Origin of the sequence: Campylobacter concisus, from assembly GCF_050447505.1 — a bacterium.
GTDB lineage: Bacteria > Campylobacterota > Campylobacteria > Campylobacterales > Campylobacteraceae > Campylobacter_A > Campylobacter_A concisus_BP.
In genome coordinates, this window is the sequence record NZ_JALMFZ010000001.1 from 324,256 (window position 1) to 341,641 (window position 17,386).

The following is a 17,386-nucleotide window of genomic DNA, read 5'->3' on the forward strand; positions in this document are numbered from 1 at the left end:
AAACGGCTAAATTTAATGAAATTTTCTCTTGCCGTTTAAATTTGGCAAGAGAAATTTAAATTTACTCAGCGCTTTGCGCAGCTTCGCTGCTCTCTACCTCGTCGCTAAAGTCAGCTAGGCTAAGGCGTTTTAGCTGGCGGTAGCGTCTTTGCGCGTCGGCCTTATTTTTAGCTAGTAGCTCGTCTGCGTGCTCAGGGTTGGTCTTTTTAAGCGAGTTGTAGCGAACTTCGTTTAGTAAAAACTCTTCATAAAGCGACCAGTCTGGCTCTTTTGAAGTGATTTTGAGCGGATTTTGTCCCTCTTTTAAAAGGCGCGGATCGTATAGATATGTCGGCCAGTATCCGCATTTTGTGGCGAGCTCGCCTTGGCCGCCTGACTGCGATAAGCCGCCTTTGATACCGTGAGCGATGCACGGAGAGTAGGCGATGATGAGGCTTGGGCCATCATAGGCTTCAGCCACTGCGATCGCTTTTATCACGTTTGCTTGGCTCGCGTTTGAGTTGATCTGCGCTACAAAAATGTTGCCGTAAGTCATCGCGATGTAGCCAAGGTCCTTTTTCTGAGCTGGCTTGCCGCTAGCCGTAAACTGCGCTATCGAGCCTGCGCGGCTTGATTTTGAGCTTTGGCCGCCAGTGTTTGAATAAACTTCGGTGTCGAGCACTAGCACATTTACGTTCTCACCGCTTGCTAGCACGTGGTCAAGTCCGCCAAATCCGATGTCATACGCCCAGCCGTCGCCACCGATGATCCATTGTGACTTTTTGACTAGGAATTTCTTAAGCTCTAAAATTTCTTTAACGCCTGGCGCGCTTAAATTTTGCTCTAAGATAGGCAATAAATTTTTCGTGATCTCTTGCGTTTTAACGCCATCATTTTTGAAATTTATCCAGTCGTTATAAAGCGCTGAAAGTGCGTTTGGTACGCTATCTATGTTGTTTCTCATTATATCTTCTATACGGTGGCGCATAGTCTCCATCGCTACGTTCATACCCATGCCAAACTCGGCGTTATCTTCAAATAGCGAGTTTGCCCACGCAACGCCCTTGCCTTCGTCATTTGTGGTGTACGGAGTAGATGGGGCTGAGCCGCCATATATCGAGCTACAACCAGTCGCGTTTGCAACGATCATGCGCTCGCCAAAGAGCCTTGTTATAAGCGTGATATACGGAGTTTCGCCGCATCCCGGGCAAGCGCCGTGGAATTCAAAGAGCGGCTTAGCAAAGCCAACGCCCTTAACGCTCTCTTTGTTCATGAGATCGTCTTTGTAAGCGACTTTTTTAAATAGATAATCAGCGTTTTCTTGCTCGTTTTTGCCTAGCTCTTCTTCAAGCGGCACCATGACGAGCGATTTTTCTTTACTTGGGCAGTTTTGAGCGCATAGCTCGCAGCCGGTGCAGTCTAGCGGGCTTACTTGGATTTTATATTTTAGTCCCTTGACCTCTTTGCCTTTGGCTTCTAAGTTGTGCTCTTTTACGCCTTGTGGTGCTGCGTTAAGCTCGTTCTCGTCTATCAAAAATGGCCTGATTACAGCGTGTGGGCAGACAAATGCGCACTGGTTGCACTGGATGCAGTTTTGCTCGATCCATTTTGGCACCATGACGCCAACGCCGCGTTTCTCGTAAGCCGTCGTGCCAGCTTCAAAGTGTCCGTCCTCGTAACCTATGAAGGCTGAGACTGGTAGGCTGTCACCGCGAGCCGCATTTATCGGTTTTACGACGTTTTCGATGAAGCTGTTGCCGATATATTTTTCATCTTTTTGATCATCATTTGCTAAATTTGCCCACGCAGGATCGACTGGCACTTTTATGAGGCCATTTGCGCCAACGTCGATAGCGTTGTAGTTCATCTGCACGATAGCTTCGCCTTTTTTAGCGTAGGCTTTGTGCGCGTACTCTTTCATATATTTTTGCGCATCTTCAAAAGGTATGATGTCTGCAAGCTTGAAAAATGCCGACTGCATTATGGTGTTTGTGCGGTTTTTAAGGCCGATGTCGTGTGCTAGCTTTGTTGCGTTTATGATGTAGAAATTTATATTTTTGCTAGCCAAAATTTTCTTAACTTTATTTGGCAGTTTGGCGATCGTCTGCTCTGCGTCCCAGATAGAGTTTAATAAAAATGTGCCGTTTTCTCTGATGCCATCAATGACGTCATAAATTTCAAGATATGCAGCGACTGAGCAGGCTACAAAGTGCGGGTTTGAGACGAGATAGGTCGAGCGGATCGGCTTTTTGCCAAAGCGAAGGTGCGAGCGCGTGTAGCCGCCTGATTTTTTACTATCGTAGGCAAAATATGCCTGAGCGTAAAGATCAGTCTTATCGCCGATGATCTTTATCGAGTTTTTGTTTGCGCCCACGGTGCCATCAGCGCCAAGTCCGTAAAATAAGCACTCTTTAACGCTATCATCGCTTAGTGAAATTTTCTCTCCAGTCGGTAACGACGTAAAAGTCACGTCATCAACGATACCAACCGTAAAGCCATCTTTTGGCTCGCTTTGGTTTAAATTTTTAAACACAGCTAGCATTTGCGCAGGATCGACGTCCTTTGAGCTTAGGCCGTATCTGCCGCCAACGATCACTGGAGCGTCCTTTTGGCCGTAAAATGCAGCTTTTATATCAAGATATAGCGGCTCACCAAGACTGCCAGGCTCTTTTGTGCGGTCAAGGACGGCTATTTTTTTTACGCTCTTTGGCATCACGTCAAAGAGATACTTCGTGCTAAATGGGCGGTATAAATGCACCTTGATAATGCCCACCTTTTCGCCTTTTGCGTTTAGATAGTCCACGACCTCTTCAAGAGTTTGCGTCACTGAGCCCATAGCCACAATGACACGTGTCGCTTCTGGGTCGCCGTAGTAGTTAAACGGCTTGTAGTCACGGCCAGTGATCTTTGAAATTTCGGCTAGATACTCTGCTACGATATCTGGCACCGCGTCATAGAAGCGGTTGCTTAGCTCTCTTGTTTGAAAATATATATCGTCATTTTGCGCTGTGCCACGAGTTTTTGGGCTCTCTGGACTTAGCGCATTGTCTCTAAATTTCTGCAACGCTTCGCGGTCAAGAAGTCTGTCAAAGTGCGCGTAGTCCATCACTTCTACTTTTTGAATTTCATGGCTCGTTCTAAAGCCATCAAAGAAGTGTAAAAATGGCACTCTGCCTTTTATCGCTGCTAAATGCGCAACTCCTGCTATATCCATCACCTCTTGCACTGAGCCGCTTGCTAGCATAGCAAAGCCGGTTTGGCGACAGGCATAGATGTCTTGGTGGTCGCCAAATATTGAAAGAGCCTGCGCTGCTAGAGAGCGAGCTGAGACGTGGATTACGCCAGGGAGGAGCTGGCCTGCTATCTTATACATATTTGGAATTTTTAAAAGTAGGCCTTGAGAAGCTGTGTAGGTCGTAGTTAGGGCGCCAACTTGTAGCGAGCCATGCACCGTGCCAGCTGCGCCGCCTTCGCTTTGCATTTCGACCACTTTTACTGGCATACCAAATAAATTTTTCTTGCCCTGCGCTGCCCAAAGGTCAGTGTAGTCAGCCATAGGCGAGCTAGGAGTGATAGGGTAAATTCCAGCTACTTCGGTAAATGCGTATGACGCATAAGCTGCGGCCTCGTTTCCGTCCATAGTTTTCATTATTTTTGACATATTTCCGCCTTAAAATTATCTTAAAAATGGCTTTATTATAAAGAAATAATCCAAAATTTGTCATTAATCTCTATCATTAAAAAATTAAAATTTATAAATAACTAAGATGTAAGTCAAATTTTAATATTGTAGAGGCAAAGTAAAAAGGATAAAATTTTGATAAATGTCCATAAAATAGCCTATCTAAGGGTTATCGCGTTAGCTTTTGCAGCTTTTATATTTAATACAACTGAGTTCGTGCCGGTGCCGCTTTTAAGCGATATAGCAAAGGATTTTGGCATGAGTACGGCTGATACTGGGCTCATCATCACGATATATGCGTGGAGTGTGACGATACTCTCGCTACCATTTATGCTGCTAACTGCAAATTTAGAGCGAAGGTCGCTACTTTTAAAGGTTTTTATCATCTTTGTCGCTTCTCACGCACTTTGCGCTGTTGCTTGGAATTTTACTGTTTTAGTCATAGCTCGCGTGCTAATAGCCATCTCGCACGCCATATTTTGGTCGATCACTGCCTCGCTTGCTGTTAGAGTTGCGCCTATCAATAAAAGCTCGCAAGCTCTGGGGCTTTTAGCGCTTGGCACATCGATGGCGATGATACTTGGCTTGCCACTTGGCAGGATTTTAGGTGATAGCTTGGGCTGGCGTGTCACATTTGGGCTCATAGGGATCTTTGCTGTGGGCGTTGGCGCTTGGCTATATAAAATTTTGCCACTTTTGCCTAGTAAGAACTCAGGCTCGCTAAAAAGCTTGCCAGAGTTAGCAAGAAATGGCTTTTTGATGGTGATATTTTTGCTAACTGCTATCGTTATCAGCGCGCATTTTAGCACTTATAGCTACATCGAGCCATTTGCTAAAGATATTAGCGGCTTTGATGGTAAATTTATCACCATATTTTTGCTTTTATTTGGCGTCGCTGGTATCGTAGCAAGCTGGCTTTTCTCTAAATTTTATAAGCTCATACCAAATGCTTTTACGGCTATTTCAATAGCGATCATTTTAGCCTGCTTACTGACGTTAAATTTGATCGCTACTAATGAGACTTTTATGCTTGCGCTTGCCTTTATCTGGGGTCTTGGCATAGCTGGGATAAATATGAGCTTTCAGATAAAGGTATTAAGCTTAGCCTCAAATGCCACGGACGCTGCGATGGCGATATATTCAGCCATTTATAACATCGGCATAGGAGCTGGCGCGCTAATAGGTCATCAAACGATAGTTCATCTTGGCGAGCAAAATATCGGCAACGTTGGCAGCTTTTTTGCGGCAACTGGACTTGTCATCTTTCTTGTTGCGGCGGTTAAATTTAGGGCAAAAGAGCCCCAAAAGTAAATTAAATGAAAATTTTTATTTTAGTTTAAAAAAAGGTTTTCTGCACTAGAATTTGACCAGTTAAATTCGCTCAAAGGAGTATAAAATGGCTTTTGGGGGTATTATAATTGGTCTAGTGACCCTTTTTGTAGTGGGATATGCCATCGTCAAAGGCAAATACGCGCCACTCGTTCTCTTTCTCTCTGGCGTTTTTATGCTGATCTGCTCGGTCATGCTTGGCACTGGGCACTTTATGCCAAAGCAGGCTGTGCCAACAGGAAATGAATATTTTAACATCGTAGAATTTATACGCTACATGTTCTCAAACAGGCTTTCAAATCTTGGCCTCATCATCATGTTTATGGTCGGTTTTGCAAGCTATATGACGCACATCGGAGCAAACCACGCCTTCGTTGGTATTGCTACAAAGCGCTTTAAGATGATAAAAAACCCTTACATTATGGTTTTTGTCGCATTTTTAGTCGCAAAGCTCATTAGTATGGTTATCACCAGTGCCGTTGGGCTGGGCGTTTTGTGCCTTGCGCTGCTTGGGCCAGTACTCATCTCGCTTGGGCTAAATAAACTAACTGTTGGCTCGATCTGCGCTATGTCTGGAGCCGTTTCACTGGTGCTTCTTGGCGCTTCAACGGCCGCTGCTGCAAAGGCTACGCAGCTTAATATACTAGATTATGTATTTACCTATAAAATTCCAGCCGGTCTGCCAACGACGCTAGTTATCGGCATCGCTTTAGTCTTTTGGAACAGATATCTGGATAAAAAAGAGGGCTGGGTTTGTAGTGAGCATGTGGGCGATGTTATGGAGTTTGAGGGGACAAAGGACGAGCTTAAAGAGGCGCCTAAAATTTATGCACTACTGCCCTTTTTACCGATGATATTAGTCGTTGTATTCTCACGCTACGCTATCACTTCTATTAAGCTTGATATTTCAGCCATTATCATCATCTCAGTTGTCATTGCCATGATATTTGAGGCGATAAGGTGTAAATTTAAATTTGACGTTATTGCTGATGGGCTAAAGGTCTTTTTTAACGCTATGGGTAAGAGTTTAAGCGGCGTTGTCGTTTTAATCATCGCAGCTGGCGTCTTTGCGGAGGGCTTTAAGGCTCTTGGTATGATAGATGCGATCATAAAACTCGCAAATACTCTAGGACTTGCTGGCTTTGGCATGTCGGTGCTCTTTGTCGTTATCACAACGCTAGTTACTATCATCTCTGGCTCAAACGGAGCGAGCTTTTATCCGCTCATAGAGATGGTGCCACAAATCGCATCTAAACTAAACGTAAGCTCAGTCATGCTGGTACTTCCTATGCACCAAGCCTCAACGATCGCTCGTCCGATCTCGCCAGTATCAGGCGTAGTCATCGCCATAGCTGGCATGCTAAAGTGCAGCCCAATGGATATCGTAAAACGCTGCAGTGTGCCTGCTATTTTGGGACTAGTAAGTCATCATATTTTTGTATTTTTACTTTCATTGTGAGGACGGTATGAAGCGAGTTGTTTGGGACTTTAGCGATGCTTATGGCGACATTGATAGTGCTAAATTTAAAGAGGCGTTTGAAAATTTAGAAGCTCTTATCTTAAAGGCTAGAAATTTAGCCAGCAAAAAAGAAGGTTTAAGCTTAGCCATAAATGCTTATGAACTTGCTTTTTGCGAGCTAAATTCACTTTTGGCATTTTGCAGGTGCAAGGCGAGCAATGACGTAAAAGACGAGCGAGCAAGCGCTGCGGAGATCCCACTTTTGATGAGTGGGGTAAATTTAGAAAAAGCAAAGCTAGCCATTTTTAATGCCATTGACGAGCTTGAAGGCTCAAATTTATTCTTTAAAAGTGATGAATTTAAAAAGATAAAGCCACTTTATGATGAGTACAAAAATAGCTATCAGCGTATGCTTAGCACAAAAAGTGGTGAAATTTATGATCAAATTTCACTTAGCAACTTTGCGCCGCTTTACGGTATATTTAGGCACCTAAACAACCTCATATCAGTAAAAGCAAAAAACGCCTCTGGCGAAGAAAGCACCTATAGCTACGCAAAATGCGCTGGCGTTTTAAAAGGCTCACCAGATCAAACTCTAAGAAAGAGCGTCTTTTGCGGGCTAAAAGAGCACTATGAAAAGCATGCAAATTTATACGCAGATTTGCTAAATATGCTAGCTGGCTTTAGGCTTAATAAATTTAATGCCGCAAAAACCGACTTTTTAACGCCAAGTCTGGAGCAAAATAAGATCAGCAAAGATACGCTTGAAGCGATGTTTGAGGCAGTTTGCATGAGGCTAGAGAAGATAAGAGAGTGCGTGAGCCTTAGGGCAAAGTACTTTCCAAACGGCGAAATTTACGCTTGTGACCTTTTGGCTCCCTCGCCATTTGCTAGCAAGGATAAATTTTCCTACGAAGAGGCTATAAATTTGATCCTTGCAGCACTTAGAAAGGTTGATAATGAAGCTTGTGAATTTGTTAATATGATGCTAGAAAAGGGCTGGATAGAGGCCGAGGTGCGTGACAATAAAGCGGCTGGGGCATTTTGCGTTTGGCTTGGTAAATTTAAGCAGCCACGACTTTTTTCAAGCTATACAGGTGCTCTATCTCACGTGATACAGCAGGCTCACGAGCTAGGCCATGCTTGGCACTACTGGCTCATGCGCGACATCTGTGCACTTCATCAAAAGCCGCCTATGAGCCTAGCTGAGTGCGCTAGTACATTTAATGAAGCCCTGCTTAGAAATCACCTTAGAAAAAGTAGCAGTAATGATAAATTTTGCTTTGATATCCTTTGGCAGGAGCTAAAGTCAGCGGCAAATTTCATGTTAAATATCGCCGTTAGATATGAGTTTGAAAGCGCCTTTTTAAAAGCTAGGCAAAATGGCGTTGTGAGCGTTAAAGAGATAGAAAATTTCATGCAGATAGCGTGGGATAAATTTTATGGCGAGACGACAAAAGATAGTGAGAGCATTTTGCCTTACTTTAAGCTGCATTTTTACAAAACAGATCAATACATCTACAACTATCCTTATATGATCGGCTATTTGATATCGCAGTTTTTAATAAGCGAATTTGAAAATGATAGCGGTAAATTTCTGGTAAGATATAAGGCATTTTTGATAGATAGTGGGGTGATGAGCGTTGAAGATCTTTTGCAAAAACACTTCAAAAAAGATGCCAGAAGAAGCGAATTTTGGCTTCAGTGTGTGGACCATGCTTTGGGCTACGCAGATGAGTTTAAAAAGCTAGAAAAGAAAATTAACTTTTAAATTTAACCTCCCAAAACAACCAAAAACGTTACAAATTTCTACAAATAAGTGATAATAAATATCATAACTAAGAATAATTTTAGCTAAGCTTTTTTATAATCGTTATCAGAAAAACAAATAAAAATTAGGAGCTTGTTATGTCAGTTTTAGTTATCGGAGCAGATGAGATCACGCCTATTAAGGCGGTTTTGCATGATTTGGGCGCTGAGAAGATAGAGCACTGGGATGCTAGAAATGAAAACCGCGTAAATCGCAAGCCGATCCCGCAAGATACTGAGTGCGTGGTGATGCTCACTAGCTTTTTAAACCACAACACGATGAAGACTATTAAAACTCAAGCAAAAAAGAGAAATATTCCTATCGTTTGTGCCAAAAGAAGCGTTAGTTGCGTATTTTGCGAGTATTGTAAGGTCTTTGGACTAGATAAGGAATTTGGATGCAAAGAATAATCGATGAAGTTCGGGTTTTTATCAGATATTGGCGAAATAACTCCAAGTATTTTTGCAAAGCTTGACAAGCTTTCGCGTGCGAAAATTTTCATCGCACTTTATAATGTTGGCGTTGAAAGCGAGCTAAAGATCCCGCTTTCTTACGCTAAATTTCTAAATTTCAAAGACATTTTTGAGGCTAGGATAAATTTCTTACTGCGTGAGAAATTTTTAAATTTTAAACCAGTTGATAGCTTTTGCATACCTTCAAACATCGTTATAAATGCTTATTTGAGAAATGACTTTAAAGGGTTGAAATTTGTAGCAAAAGAGCCAAAGATGGCAGCTGCAAAGATGATAAAGATGCTTTATAAAAGCGGAGAATTTGAGTTTTTCATTGATGCAGCGCAGATGTTTTGCCAGTTTGTTTATGATAAAATACGCCTCCGCCATCTGGACAAAGAGGTCGTGCTAAATGGTGGTGTCATCTCGGTCAAAAAAAATGGCAAAAATTTACTCAATGTCATGCCAAGCTTTAAAAGGGTGAGCTTTGATGATATGAGAAATTTAAACGACGACATCGATGCAGCCGTTTGCGCGCTTGGTCACGAGTGCGAGATGGTCTATATCGTTTGCCCTAGAAATGAGGAATTTAGGCGGCACGTTGAGGTTAGACACTGCTTTGCAAGAGGGTGCATAAAGCTCGTGCCTTATACGATTATTAGTAAAATTTTTTAAAAAGGATAAAAATGATAGGTATAGTTTATGGAAGCAGCATGGGAAATACCGAAGATGCAGCAAAACTTATAAGCGAGGGCTTGGGACTTGAAAACGAGCTTTTAAACGTCTCTGACGTGGACGGGGCAAAGATAAATAGCTTTGATAAGCTCATCCTTGGCACATCGACTTGGGGTAGTGGCGACCTGCAAGATGACTGGGATGCGTTTGACTTTAAAGCGTTAAATTTAAACGGCAAAACGGTCGCTGTTTTTGGAATGGGCGATAGCGAGAGCTACTCAGATGAGTACTGTAACGGCATGGCAAAGCTCTACGATGAGGTTGTAAAAGCTGGCGCAAAAGTAGTTGGCGAAGTTAGCACTGATGGATATACATTTGATGGCTCTGATGCCGTAAGAAATGGTAAATTTGTAGGTCTAGCGCTTGACGCTGATAACCAAAGTGACAAGACAGAGGGTAGAATTTCAGCTTGGATCGAGCAGATAAAACCATACTTTGCATAGTTAATTTAGCTAGATTTTCTAGCTAAATTTATATATCCATAGCCGAGATGAAGCTTTTTATCCTCTCATTTTGGCTGTTAAAAAACTCATCAACTAAGCCATCAAAGGCGATCACACCTTTATCTAAAAACAAAATTCTATCAGCTATCTTTCTAGCAAAATTCATATTATGAGTGACTATGATCATAGACTTTTTCTCTTTTGCAAGAGATAAGATGACCTTTAAAACTTCAGCCTCAAGCTCTGGATCAAGCGCGCTTGTAGGTTCGTCAAGTAGCAAAAAGTATGGATTTACAGCTAGCGCTCTAGCGATGGCCACGCGCTGTGCTTGTCCGCCTGAGAGCCTGTTTGGATAGGTATCTTCTTTATGGCTAAGTCCAACTTTAGCTAAAAACTCTTTTGCCTCTTTTATCGCCTCGTTTTTATCCTTTTTTTGAACGTAGATCGGAGCTTCTGTGACATTTTGAAGCGCTGTTAGGTGTGGAAAGAGGTTGAAACTTTGAAAGACCATGCCTGTTTTTTTACGAATTTCTAAAAGCTCTTTTGAGCTAAGCTTCTCTTTAAAATTTACACTCCTATCATCTACCTCTAAAGTGCCGCTTTGTGGGATCTCAAGTAAATTTATGCATCTAAGAAGTGTTGATTTGCCACAACCTGATGAGCCAACGATCACGGTCGTTTGCCCCTCTTTAAAGCTTGTATTTATGTTATCTAGCACCAAATGATCGCCGTAAGATTTGCTTATATTTTTAAAATTTATAGCCATTAGACATACCTTGAGACAGCTTTTTCAAGCCTTGATTGAAGATAGGTTAAAAGTGTGCAAACCACTAGATAGATGAGTGCTGCTAGGATGTAGAGGATGAGTGGCTCAAAGGTTCTTGCTGCGATCCTTTGAGCAACCATAAACATATCCACCATCGTTATAGAAGCCGCTAGTGAAGTGTCTTTAACAAGACCTATAAATGTGTTAGAAAGCGGAGGGAGCGAGATCCTCACTGCTTGAGGTGCGATGATGCGCTTTAAAATTTGATAGTGTGTCATGCCAAGCGATGTGGCAGCCTCCCACTGACCTTTTGGCACAGAAAGTATGGCAGCCCTTACAGACTCAGACGCATAAGCGCCCACGTTTAGGCTAAATGCGATAGTAGCAGCACTCCAAGTATCAAGCGTGATACCGATGCTAGGAAGCCCGTAAAATACGATGAAAAGCTGCACAAGAAGCGGAGTACCGCGAAATATCCAAACATAGGTGGCAAATATAAATTTTAAAATTTTTATATTTGAAAGCCTCGCTACTGCTGTGATAATGGCGATGACAAGCCCTAGCGAAAACGAGAGCAAAGTAAGTGGGATCGTCACTTTTAAAAGTGCGATGATCATCGGTAGCGTCGAGCTTGAAACAAGCTCGATCACTCTATCTAAATTTTCCATTTTTGCCTTGTTGGTTTATAAATTTATTTTGAGACGTCTTTGCCAAAGTAGCTTTTTGAGATGGCTTCTAGTTTGCCCTCTTTTGAAAGCTCGTTTAGTGCATTTGAAATTTGCTCTGCAAGCTCGGCGTTGTCTTTTTTAACAGCTGCTGCTGTGTAGTCTTTCTCGTCAAGTGAGGCAGCTATCTTTACAGGTGCATTTGGACGCTCTTTTATGAAGTCGTAAAATACGATGTTATCTCTTACAACAGCATCTACACGCCTTGATATAAGAAGCTCCATACTTTTAGCAAAACTATCTGTTACGACGTGCTCAGCACCGTATTTTACGGCTACTTTCGCCCAGTTGCTAGTTGCTGAGTCGGCATCTTTTTTGCCTTTTAGATCAGCAAAACTTTTTATCTCGTTATTATCTTTTCTAGTGATGATAGTGCCAAATGTCACAGTATAAGGCACTGAAAAAGCATACTTTTTCTTTCTCTCATCAGTTATACTTACTTGGTTAAATACAACGTCTGCTTTGCCAGCGTCAAATGCTGCTAGCATCGCGTCCCATGGAGCTGTTAGAAACTCAACTTTTAAATTTAGCTTTTGCGCTACTGCTCTTGCGATATCTACGTCGTATCCTATTAGCTCATTTTTGTCATTATAAAATGTAAAAGGTGCGTAAGTGCCTTCTGTCGCTACTGTTAGCACGCCATCTTTTATAGTTTTTGCTTGTAAATTTAGAGCCATTGCAAGCACTGCTACCACTTTTAATAAATTTGTAAATTTCATTTTGATCCTTTATTTTGAAATATCTTTTCCAAAATATTTCATCGAAATTTCGCTTATCTTGCCCTCGGCTTTTAGCTCATCAAGCGCTTTGTTTATCGCTTCTAGTAGCTCGGTGTTGCCTTTTTTAAGAAGTGCAGCTGTTGGCATCGGCTCATTGCTAGTATATGCGATCTTTAGCGGTGCATTTGGGCGTTGTTTGATGTAGTCAAAAAATGTGACATTATCATTTATCGTATCGTCAGCTCTTTTTGAGATGATAAGCTCCACGCCTTTGCTAAAGCCATCAGCCACGACCACTGTTGCGCCGTTTTTCTCGGCTATCGCTGCCCAGTTGCTAGTTGCAGAGTGCACGCTTTTTTTGCCCTTTAGATCAGCAAAACTTTTGATGTCGTTATTGTCTTTATGCACGACTATTACGGGATATGGCATGGTGTAAGGCACGCTCATATCATACTTTTTCTTTCTATCTTCGTTTATGCTAACTTGGTTAAAAACGACATCTGCTTTGCCAGCGTCAAATGCAGCTAACATCGCATCCCATGGGGCTGTTAGAAACTCAACTTTTAAATTTAGCTTCTTTGCTACCGCTTTTGCGATATCTACGTCATAACCTACTAGCTCGCCCTTTTCGTCATAAAATGAGTAAGGTGAGTAAGTGCCTTCAGTTGCAACTATAAGCTCGCCTTTTTTGATAGTTGAAGCATTTAAATTTAAAGCTAAAAAAGCACCTGCGATAAAGCCAAAAATGGGCTTAAAATTCATTAATTCTCCTTATTTAGAAATGTCTTTGCCGAAGTATTTAAGCGAAATTTCGCTTAAAACTCCTTCTTTGCTAAGCTCATTTAGGGCATTATTTATCTTATTTAGTAGCTCTTTGTTACCTTTTTTAACAATCGCGGCCGTATACATCGGCTCATCGCCAGCTTCGATGATCTTTATAGGGGCGTTTGGATGTTGTTTGATGTAGTCATAAAACATCACCGCATCATCTATCGTATCATCGGCTCTTTTTGTGATGATCAAATTTATCTGATCGCTCAAACTATCAGCCACAACTAGCTTGGCGCCATACTTTTCAACTGTTGGTATCCACATGCTATTTACTGAATGCACGCTTCTTTTGCCTTTTAGATCAGCAAAACTTTTGATGTCACTATTATCTTTATGCACGACGATGGCCGAGTAAGAGACCATATATGGTACGCTGTAGTCATACTTTTTCTTTCGCTCGTCGGTTATACTTACTTGGTTAAACACCACGTCCGCCTTGTCTGCGTCAAATGCCGCTAGCATCGCATCCCATGAAGCTTCGATAAATTTTGGCTTTACGCCTAGTTTTTTAGCCACGGCTCTTGCTATCTCTACATCATAGCCCATTAGCTCATCTTTTTCATTGTGAAATGAAAATGGCGAATAAACGCCTTCCGTTGCTATCCTTATGACGCCATCTTTTTTGATCTGCTCGTAAGAATTTGCCAAGGCAGAATTTAAAGAGAGCAAACAGCCAACTACGCAGAGCGCACCAAATTTAAAAGCACTAGAAAATTTCATACAAAACTCCTTATTAAGAAAAATAAAATCAATAATGGAATTTGCAAAAAAAGATAAATTTAAGATTTATGCAAATGTCAGTCGCAACTGCGACCTAGGTAATGTTTTGGCGCTATTTTATCACAAAAATAAAAGGGCGGCGTCTCACTCCGCTAAAAGTGAGACCGCTAGAGCTTTTACCCCCTTAAAATCAACCTTGCCGCTTGCAAGCGTTGGTATATCATCAACGATAAATATATAACTTGGCATCATTATAGGAGCTAGGCTGCTTTCTTTTAAAATTTGCTCGATATTCTCAGGCTCTGTGCCACTTTTTACTAAAAGTGCGATCGCTTCGCCTTTTTTGCTATCTGGCACGTTTGCGCTGCTAAAGACGACGTCGCCCCCAAGCACCTTTGCAAGCTCTTCTTCGACACTTCCAAGGCTTATCATCTCGCCGCCTATCTTGGCAAATCTTGAATACCTATCGACGATAAACACAAAGCCGTTTTCATCGATGTGGCCTTTATCGCCAGTTTTATAGTATCTTACGCCGTCAATGTGTGTGATGACTTCGTTTGTTTTGGCCTCGTCGTTTAGATAGCCCTTCATCACCTGCGATCCGCCGATAACGATGAGTCCGTCTGTGCCAGTTTCTAGCTCTTCAAGCGTCTCTGGGTCGATTATTTTTATAATGGTGCCAGGCAGAGGCATGCCAACGCTGCCAGGTCTATTAAATGTAAGCTCTTTTAGGCTCTCTTTTTCTAGGATATTTGGCATATTTACAGCAGCTACTGGTGCCGTTTCGGTCGCGCCATATCCTTCATAAATTTCTATGCCAAATTTGAGCCTAAACTCGTCTTTTATCTCAGGTTTTAGCTTTTCAGCCCCAGCTACGACCATTCTGGCACTTTGAAACATCAGCGGATGAAGCTTTTTGTTTCTGGTGTAGAGCCTAAAGAAGGTCGAGGTGCCAAAGATGATGCTGGCGCTGTGTCTTGCGGCCATTTTGCCGATAGTCGCTCCATCTGTTGGGTCAGGCACGCTTACCATTTTTACGCCCTCGCAAAGCGGCATGAGCGTGGTGACTGTTAGGCCAAATGAGTGAAATACTGGGAGTGAGTTTAAGATCACGTCATCTTTTTTGAAATTTAGAAGTTCGCTTATTTGCTTAATGTTTGCAAGTAAATTTTTATGGCTTAGCTCGATGCCTTTTGGCTCGCCCTCGCTGCCGCTACTAAATAAAATGGTAGCTGTATCCTCTAAGCTTACACGCTTAAAATAGCAAAGCTTAATAAGCCAAGTTGGGGCAAAAAACGCAGTTAAAAGTGCTAAAAATTTCTCTTTTTTTGAGACGCTGGCTGAGAGATCTTCTGCAAATTTAGCCTTGCCGCTCATCGCATCTTTTAGATCAAAGCCCTTAAGTGCGAGCTTTTCAAGAAATTTGCTGGAGGTTATCACCGTGTTTATATTTGCCTTTCTTAGGGCGTGATTTAGTGAGGTCTCATTTAGCGTGTAGTTTAAATTTACGCTCACTTTGCCCATTGCAAGAAGCGCCATATTTACGATGGCTGCGATGCTTGAGCTAGGTAGTAAGATGCCTATATTTTTCTCATCTTTTAGCTCGCGTTTGAAAATTTTGATAAAGACTAAAACGGCTGTTATAAATTTCAAGTTGCTTAAATTTAGTCCAGTGCTGTCGCTCACGCACTCTTTAAATTTATCCTCTTTTGCGTTATTTAGCCATTCGCTTGTTAGCGGTTTTTGCCTTGAGATAAAGCTCTCCCACGATGAAAAGCTAAGCTCAAGCACCTTTTGCTTCATCTTTGCAGCGTTTATAAATGTAGTTATTGGCTTGCCAAAGGCGACGATGATGTCGCGTCTGCCGTTTTTAGAAGTAAGGTCTTTGTAAAATTTACTAGCTCTTGAAAAGCTCGAACCCCAAAGGCCACGAAGATAAAATGGCACGATGCAAATTTCTTCTAGATCTCTGATGATAAGCTCAAAGCCCTTTTGAAATTCATTTATCTGGCCGTTGTAGCTGATGTGCCCCTCTGGGAAAAGTGCGACCACTTCGCCATTTTTTAGGCACTCACGCACAAGCTCGATCGACTCTTTGCTAGCTCCTGCGCCTATAGGGATCACTTTGAAAAATTTAAAAATTTGCTTTAGATACCATTTGTTATAGATCGTTCTATACATGACAAATCTTATGCCCCTAGGGCTTGCAGCTTGAAGCACGAGCCAGTCGATCCAGCTGATGTGATTGCCAAGAAGCAGCGCGCCGCCACTTTGCGGTAAATTTTGAAGCCCTTCAACGAAAAAGCGGTACTTTGTCTTTAAAAATGGCAGTAAAAGTAGCCTTGTAAAAAGATGTGGAAGCTGTAAAATGGCGTAAAAACTGCCGATTAGGCAAACAAGCGCTGTAAAGACAAAGAGCCCAGTGGTTGAAATTTCAAAATATACTAAGCCTATGCCAATGGCTAGAAATAGCAGCATTGAGACGTTTTGCAAGAAGTTGTTTGCTGCCATTATCTTGCCAGTGCTCTTTTGCGGGGCAAAGTACTGGATCATCGCATTTAACGGCACTATGAAAATTCCACCAAAAAAGCCAAATGCAAATGAGCTAAGGCTCACTACGCCGATATTTGAGCCAAAAGCGAAAAATAATAGCGAGAAAAATATACCAATAGCGCCCATCGGCACGATGCCAAGCTCGATGTGTAGCTTTGACATAGAGCCAGCCACGTATGAGCCAAATGCGATACCTATGGCGCTTACTGCAAGGATCGCCTGCACTGCTAGAGAGCTGTCGTCATTAAAAACTGCCTTGTAGTGAGCTGGGAAGGCTGCTATGATGATCTGAGAGATGCCCCAAAATATGCTAAGTCCAGCGATGCTTAGCCAGATATTTTTATCTGATCTTACCTCTTTTAAATTCTCTCTTAAGTAGCTAAGGCTGATGTATTTTTTGAGCTCAAATTCTCCGCTTTGTTCGTTTGTTTCGCTGATATAAGGTAGCTTGTAGGCAAAAAATGCCTCAAGTGCGCTAAAAACGACCAAAAAGATGCCGATAGGATAGACGCTTTTTAAAATTTCTTCTGAGTTTTCGCCTTGGATGTATAAATTTTCAAATATAAATGAAAATAAAAATGAGCTAACAAGTATCGCTACGATGGTAAGCGCTTGGATGACGCCGTTTGCTGTGCCAAGTCGCTCAGTGCCGACGAGGGCTTTGATGATGCCATATTTTGCAGGCGAGTAGATCGCGCTTTGAGCAGCTAGTATGAGAGTGAGTGCAAATGCCACGCCAAAAGCGCCCAAAAGGTAGCTAATAAACACCGCAACGCTGATAACAACGCCAAAGACGGCGCAAATTCTAATAACCTTTGTCTTTGCAAATTTGTCATTTATAAAGCTTGAAGGCGAAAATAAAAATATAAATGGAAGTAAGATCATCGCGTTTATAACGGCTGTTAGGATGAAAAGCGTGTCGCCTGAGTAGGTCTTTAAAAGGACGTTTTGGATGGTGATTTTGTGTGCTAGATCGACACTTGCGTTTAAAAATGCGATCGCAAGGTAGGGCAAAAAGCCAGCGACTTTTAGTAAATTCCTCATGAATAAAGCCTTTTTGGATTTAAAATTTTGTAAATCTAGCAGTAAAATATTTAAAATATCATTAATAAAAAACTCTAGTCATAAATTTTGTGGTGAAATTTCTTTGAAAAAATTTAAATTTTATATGCTTTTTGATAAA

Annotated in this window: 13 protein-coding genes; 6 read left to right on the forward strand and 7 right to left on the reverse strand. The window is 41.9% G+C overall.

Features of this window, described 5'->3' with window-relative positions; translation table 11 throughout:
- Positions 1-61: 61 nt before the first annotated feature.
- On the reverse strand, positions 62-3,640 hold the full coding sequence (gene nifJ, locus MTT09_RS01605) for a pyruvate:ferredoxin (flavodoxin) oxidoreductase (RefSeq protein WP_429802164.1): 3,579 nt from the start codon (positions 3,638-3,640) through the stop codon (positions 62-64).
- 156 nt (positions 3,641-3,796) lie between these two features.
- Here nifJ and MTT09_RS01610 point away from each other — a divergent pair, with 156 nt between their 5' ends.
- The 6 genes from MTT09_RS01610 to fldA all read left to right on the forward strand — a co-directional run bounded on the left by MTT09_RS01610 (position 3,797) and on the right by fldA (position 9,889).
- Complete coding sequence (locus MTT09_RS01610; protein WP_429802166.1) at positions 3,797-4,972, forward strand: sugar transporter; 1,176 nt, start codon at positions 3,797-3,799, stop codon at positions 4,970-4,972.
- An 85-nt stretch (positions 4,973-5,057) separates the two neighbouring features.
- Positions 5,058-6,449, forward strand: coding sequence for a C4-dicarboxylate transporter DcuC (dcuC, locus tag MTT09_RS01615; RefSeq protein ID WP_429802168.1), 1,392 nt, complete (start codon positions 5,058-5,060; stop codon positions 6,447-6,449).
- A gap of 7 nt (positions 6,450-6,456) precedes the next feature.
- Positions 6,457-8,220 carry a M3 family metallopeptidase gene (locus tag MTT09_RS01620; RefSeq protein WP_429802170.1) on the forward strand — a complete coding sequence of 588 codons (1,764 nt, stop codon included), beginning with the start codon at positions 6,457-6,459 and terminating at the stop codon, positions 8,218-8,220.
- Between the two features lie 137 nt (positions 8,221-8,357).
- Positions 8,358-8,669: a DUF2325 domain-containing protein gene (locus MTT09_RS01625; RefSeq protein WP_002939277.1), complete on the forward strand. Its 312-nt coding sequence runs from the start codon at positions 8,358-8,360 to the stop codon at positions 8,667-8,669.
- 3 nt (positions 8,670-8,672) lie between these two features.
- On the forward strand, positions 8,673-9,386 hold the full coding sequence (locus tag MTT09_RS01630) for a hypothetical protein (protein WP_429802172.1): 714 nt from the start codon (positions 8,673-8,675) through the stop codon (positions 9,384-9,386).
- Positions 9,387-9,397: 11 nt separating this feature from the next.
- A complete protein-coding gene (fldA, locus tag MTT09_RS01635; RefSeq protein ID WP_429802174.1) occupies positions 9,398-9,889 on the forward strand; it encodes a flavodoxin FldA in 492 nt (163 codons plus the stop codon).
- A 28-nt stretch (positions 9,890-9,917) separates the two neighbouring features.
- Here fldA and MTT09_RS01640 read toward each other — a convergent pair whose 3' ends face one another.
- The 6 genes from MTT09_RS01640 to MTT09_RS01665 form a co-directional block, all read right to left on the reverse strand.
- On the reverse strand, positions 9,918-10,655 hold the full coding sequence (locus tag MTT09_RS01640; RefSeq protein WP_103639045.1) for an amino acid ABC transporter ATP-binding protein: 738 nt from the start codon (positions 10,653-10,655) through the stop codon (positions 9,918-9,920).
- The gene (locus MTT09_RS01645; RefSeq protein WP_021088124.1) at positions 10,655-11,323 is read right to left on the reverse strand and encodes an amino acid ABC transporter permease; all 669 of its coding nucleotides are present in this window, start codon (positions 11,321-11,323) and stop codon (positions 10,655-10,657) included. Before MTT09_RS01645 ends, MTT09_RS01640 begins: the two co-directional genes overlap by 1 nt.
- Before the next feature lie 23 nt (positions 11,324-11,346).
- On the reverse strand, positions 11,347-12,099 hold the full coding sequence (locus MTT09_RS01650; protein WP_429802175.1) for an amino acid ABC transporter substrate-binding protein: 753 nt from the start codon (positions 12,097-12,099) through the stop codon (positions 11,347-11,349).
- 9 nt (positions 12,100-12,108) lie between these two features.
- Positions 12,109-12,861, reverse strand: coding sequence for an amino acid ABC transporter substrate-binding protein (locus MTT09_RS01655; protein ID WP_429802176.1), 753 nt, complete (start codon positions 12,859-12,861; stop codon positions 12,109-12,111).
- Positions 12,862-12,870: 9 nt separating this feature from the next.
- On the reverse strand, positions 12,871-13,650 hold the full coding sequence (locus MTT09_RS01660) for an amino acid ABC transporter substrate-binding protein (protein WP_103575322.1): 780 nt from the start codon (positions 13,648-13,650) through the stop codon (positions 12,871-12,873).
- Positions 13,651-13,794: 144 nt separating this feature from the next.
- Positions 13,795-17,247, reverse strand: a complete 3,453-nt coding sequence (locus MTT09_RS01665) for an acyl-[ACP]--phospholipid O-acyltransferase (protein ID WP_429802178.1) — start codon at positions 17,245-17,247, stop codon at positions 13,795-13,797.
- Positions 17,248-17,386 lie beyond the last annotated feature (139 nt).

What these genes read in the sequence shown, in the direction of transcription:
- nifJ (WP_429802164.1), bottom strand. Translation starts at nt 3,640, where the DNA reads ATGTCAAAAATAATGAAAACTATGGACGGAAACGAGGCCGCAGCTTAT.
- dcuC (WP_429802168.1), top strand. Translation starts at nt 5,058, where the DNA reads ATGGCTTTTGGGGGTATTATAATTGGTCTAGTGACCCTTTTTGTAGTG.
- MTT09_RS01620 (WP_429802170.1), top strand. Translation starts at nt 6,457, where the DNA reads ATGAAGCGAGTTGTTTGGGACTTTAGCGATGCTTATGGCGACATTGAT.
- MTT09_RS01625 (WP_002939277.1), top strand. Translation starts at nt 8,358, where the DNA reads ATGTCAGTTTTAGTTATCGGAGCAGATGAGATCACGCCTATTAAGGCG.
- MTT09_RS01630 (WP_429802172.1), top strand. Translation starts at nt 8,673, where the DNA reads ATGAAGTTCGGGTTTTTATCAGATATTGGCGAAATAACTCCAAGTATT.
- fldA (WP_429802174.1), top strand. Translation starts at nt 9,398, where the DNA reads ATGATAGGTATAGTTTATGGAAGCAGCATGGGAAATACCGAAGATGCA.
- MTT09_RS01640 (WP_103639045.1), bottom strand. Translation starts at nt 10,655, where the DNA reads ATGGCTATAAATTTTAAAAATATAAGCAAATCTTACGGCGATCATTTG.
- MTT09_RS01645 (WP_021088124.1), bottom strand. Translation starts at nt 11,323, where the DNA reads ATGGAAAATTTAGATAGAGTGATCGAGCTTGTTTCAAGCTCGACGCTA.
- MTT09_RS01650 (WP_429802175.1), bottom strand. Translation starts at nt 12,099, where the DNA reads ATGAAATTTACAAATTTATTAAAAGTGGTAGCAGTGCTTGCAATGGCT.
- MTT09_RS01655 (WP_429802176.1), bottom strand. Translation starts at nt 12,861, where the DNA reads ATGAATTTTAAGCCCATTTTTGGCTTTATCGCAGGTGCTTTTTTAGCT.
- MTT09_RS01660 (WP_103575322.1), bottom strand. Translation starts at nt 13,650, where the DNA reads ATGAAATTTTCTAGTGCTTTTAAATTTGGTGCGCTCTGCGTAGTTGGC.
- MTT09_RS01665 (WP_429802178.1), bottom strand. Translation starts at nt 17,247, where the DNA reads ATGAGGAATTTACTAAAAGTCGCTGGCTTTTTGCCCTACCTTGCGATC.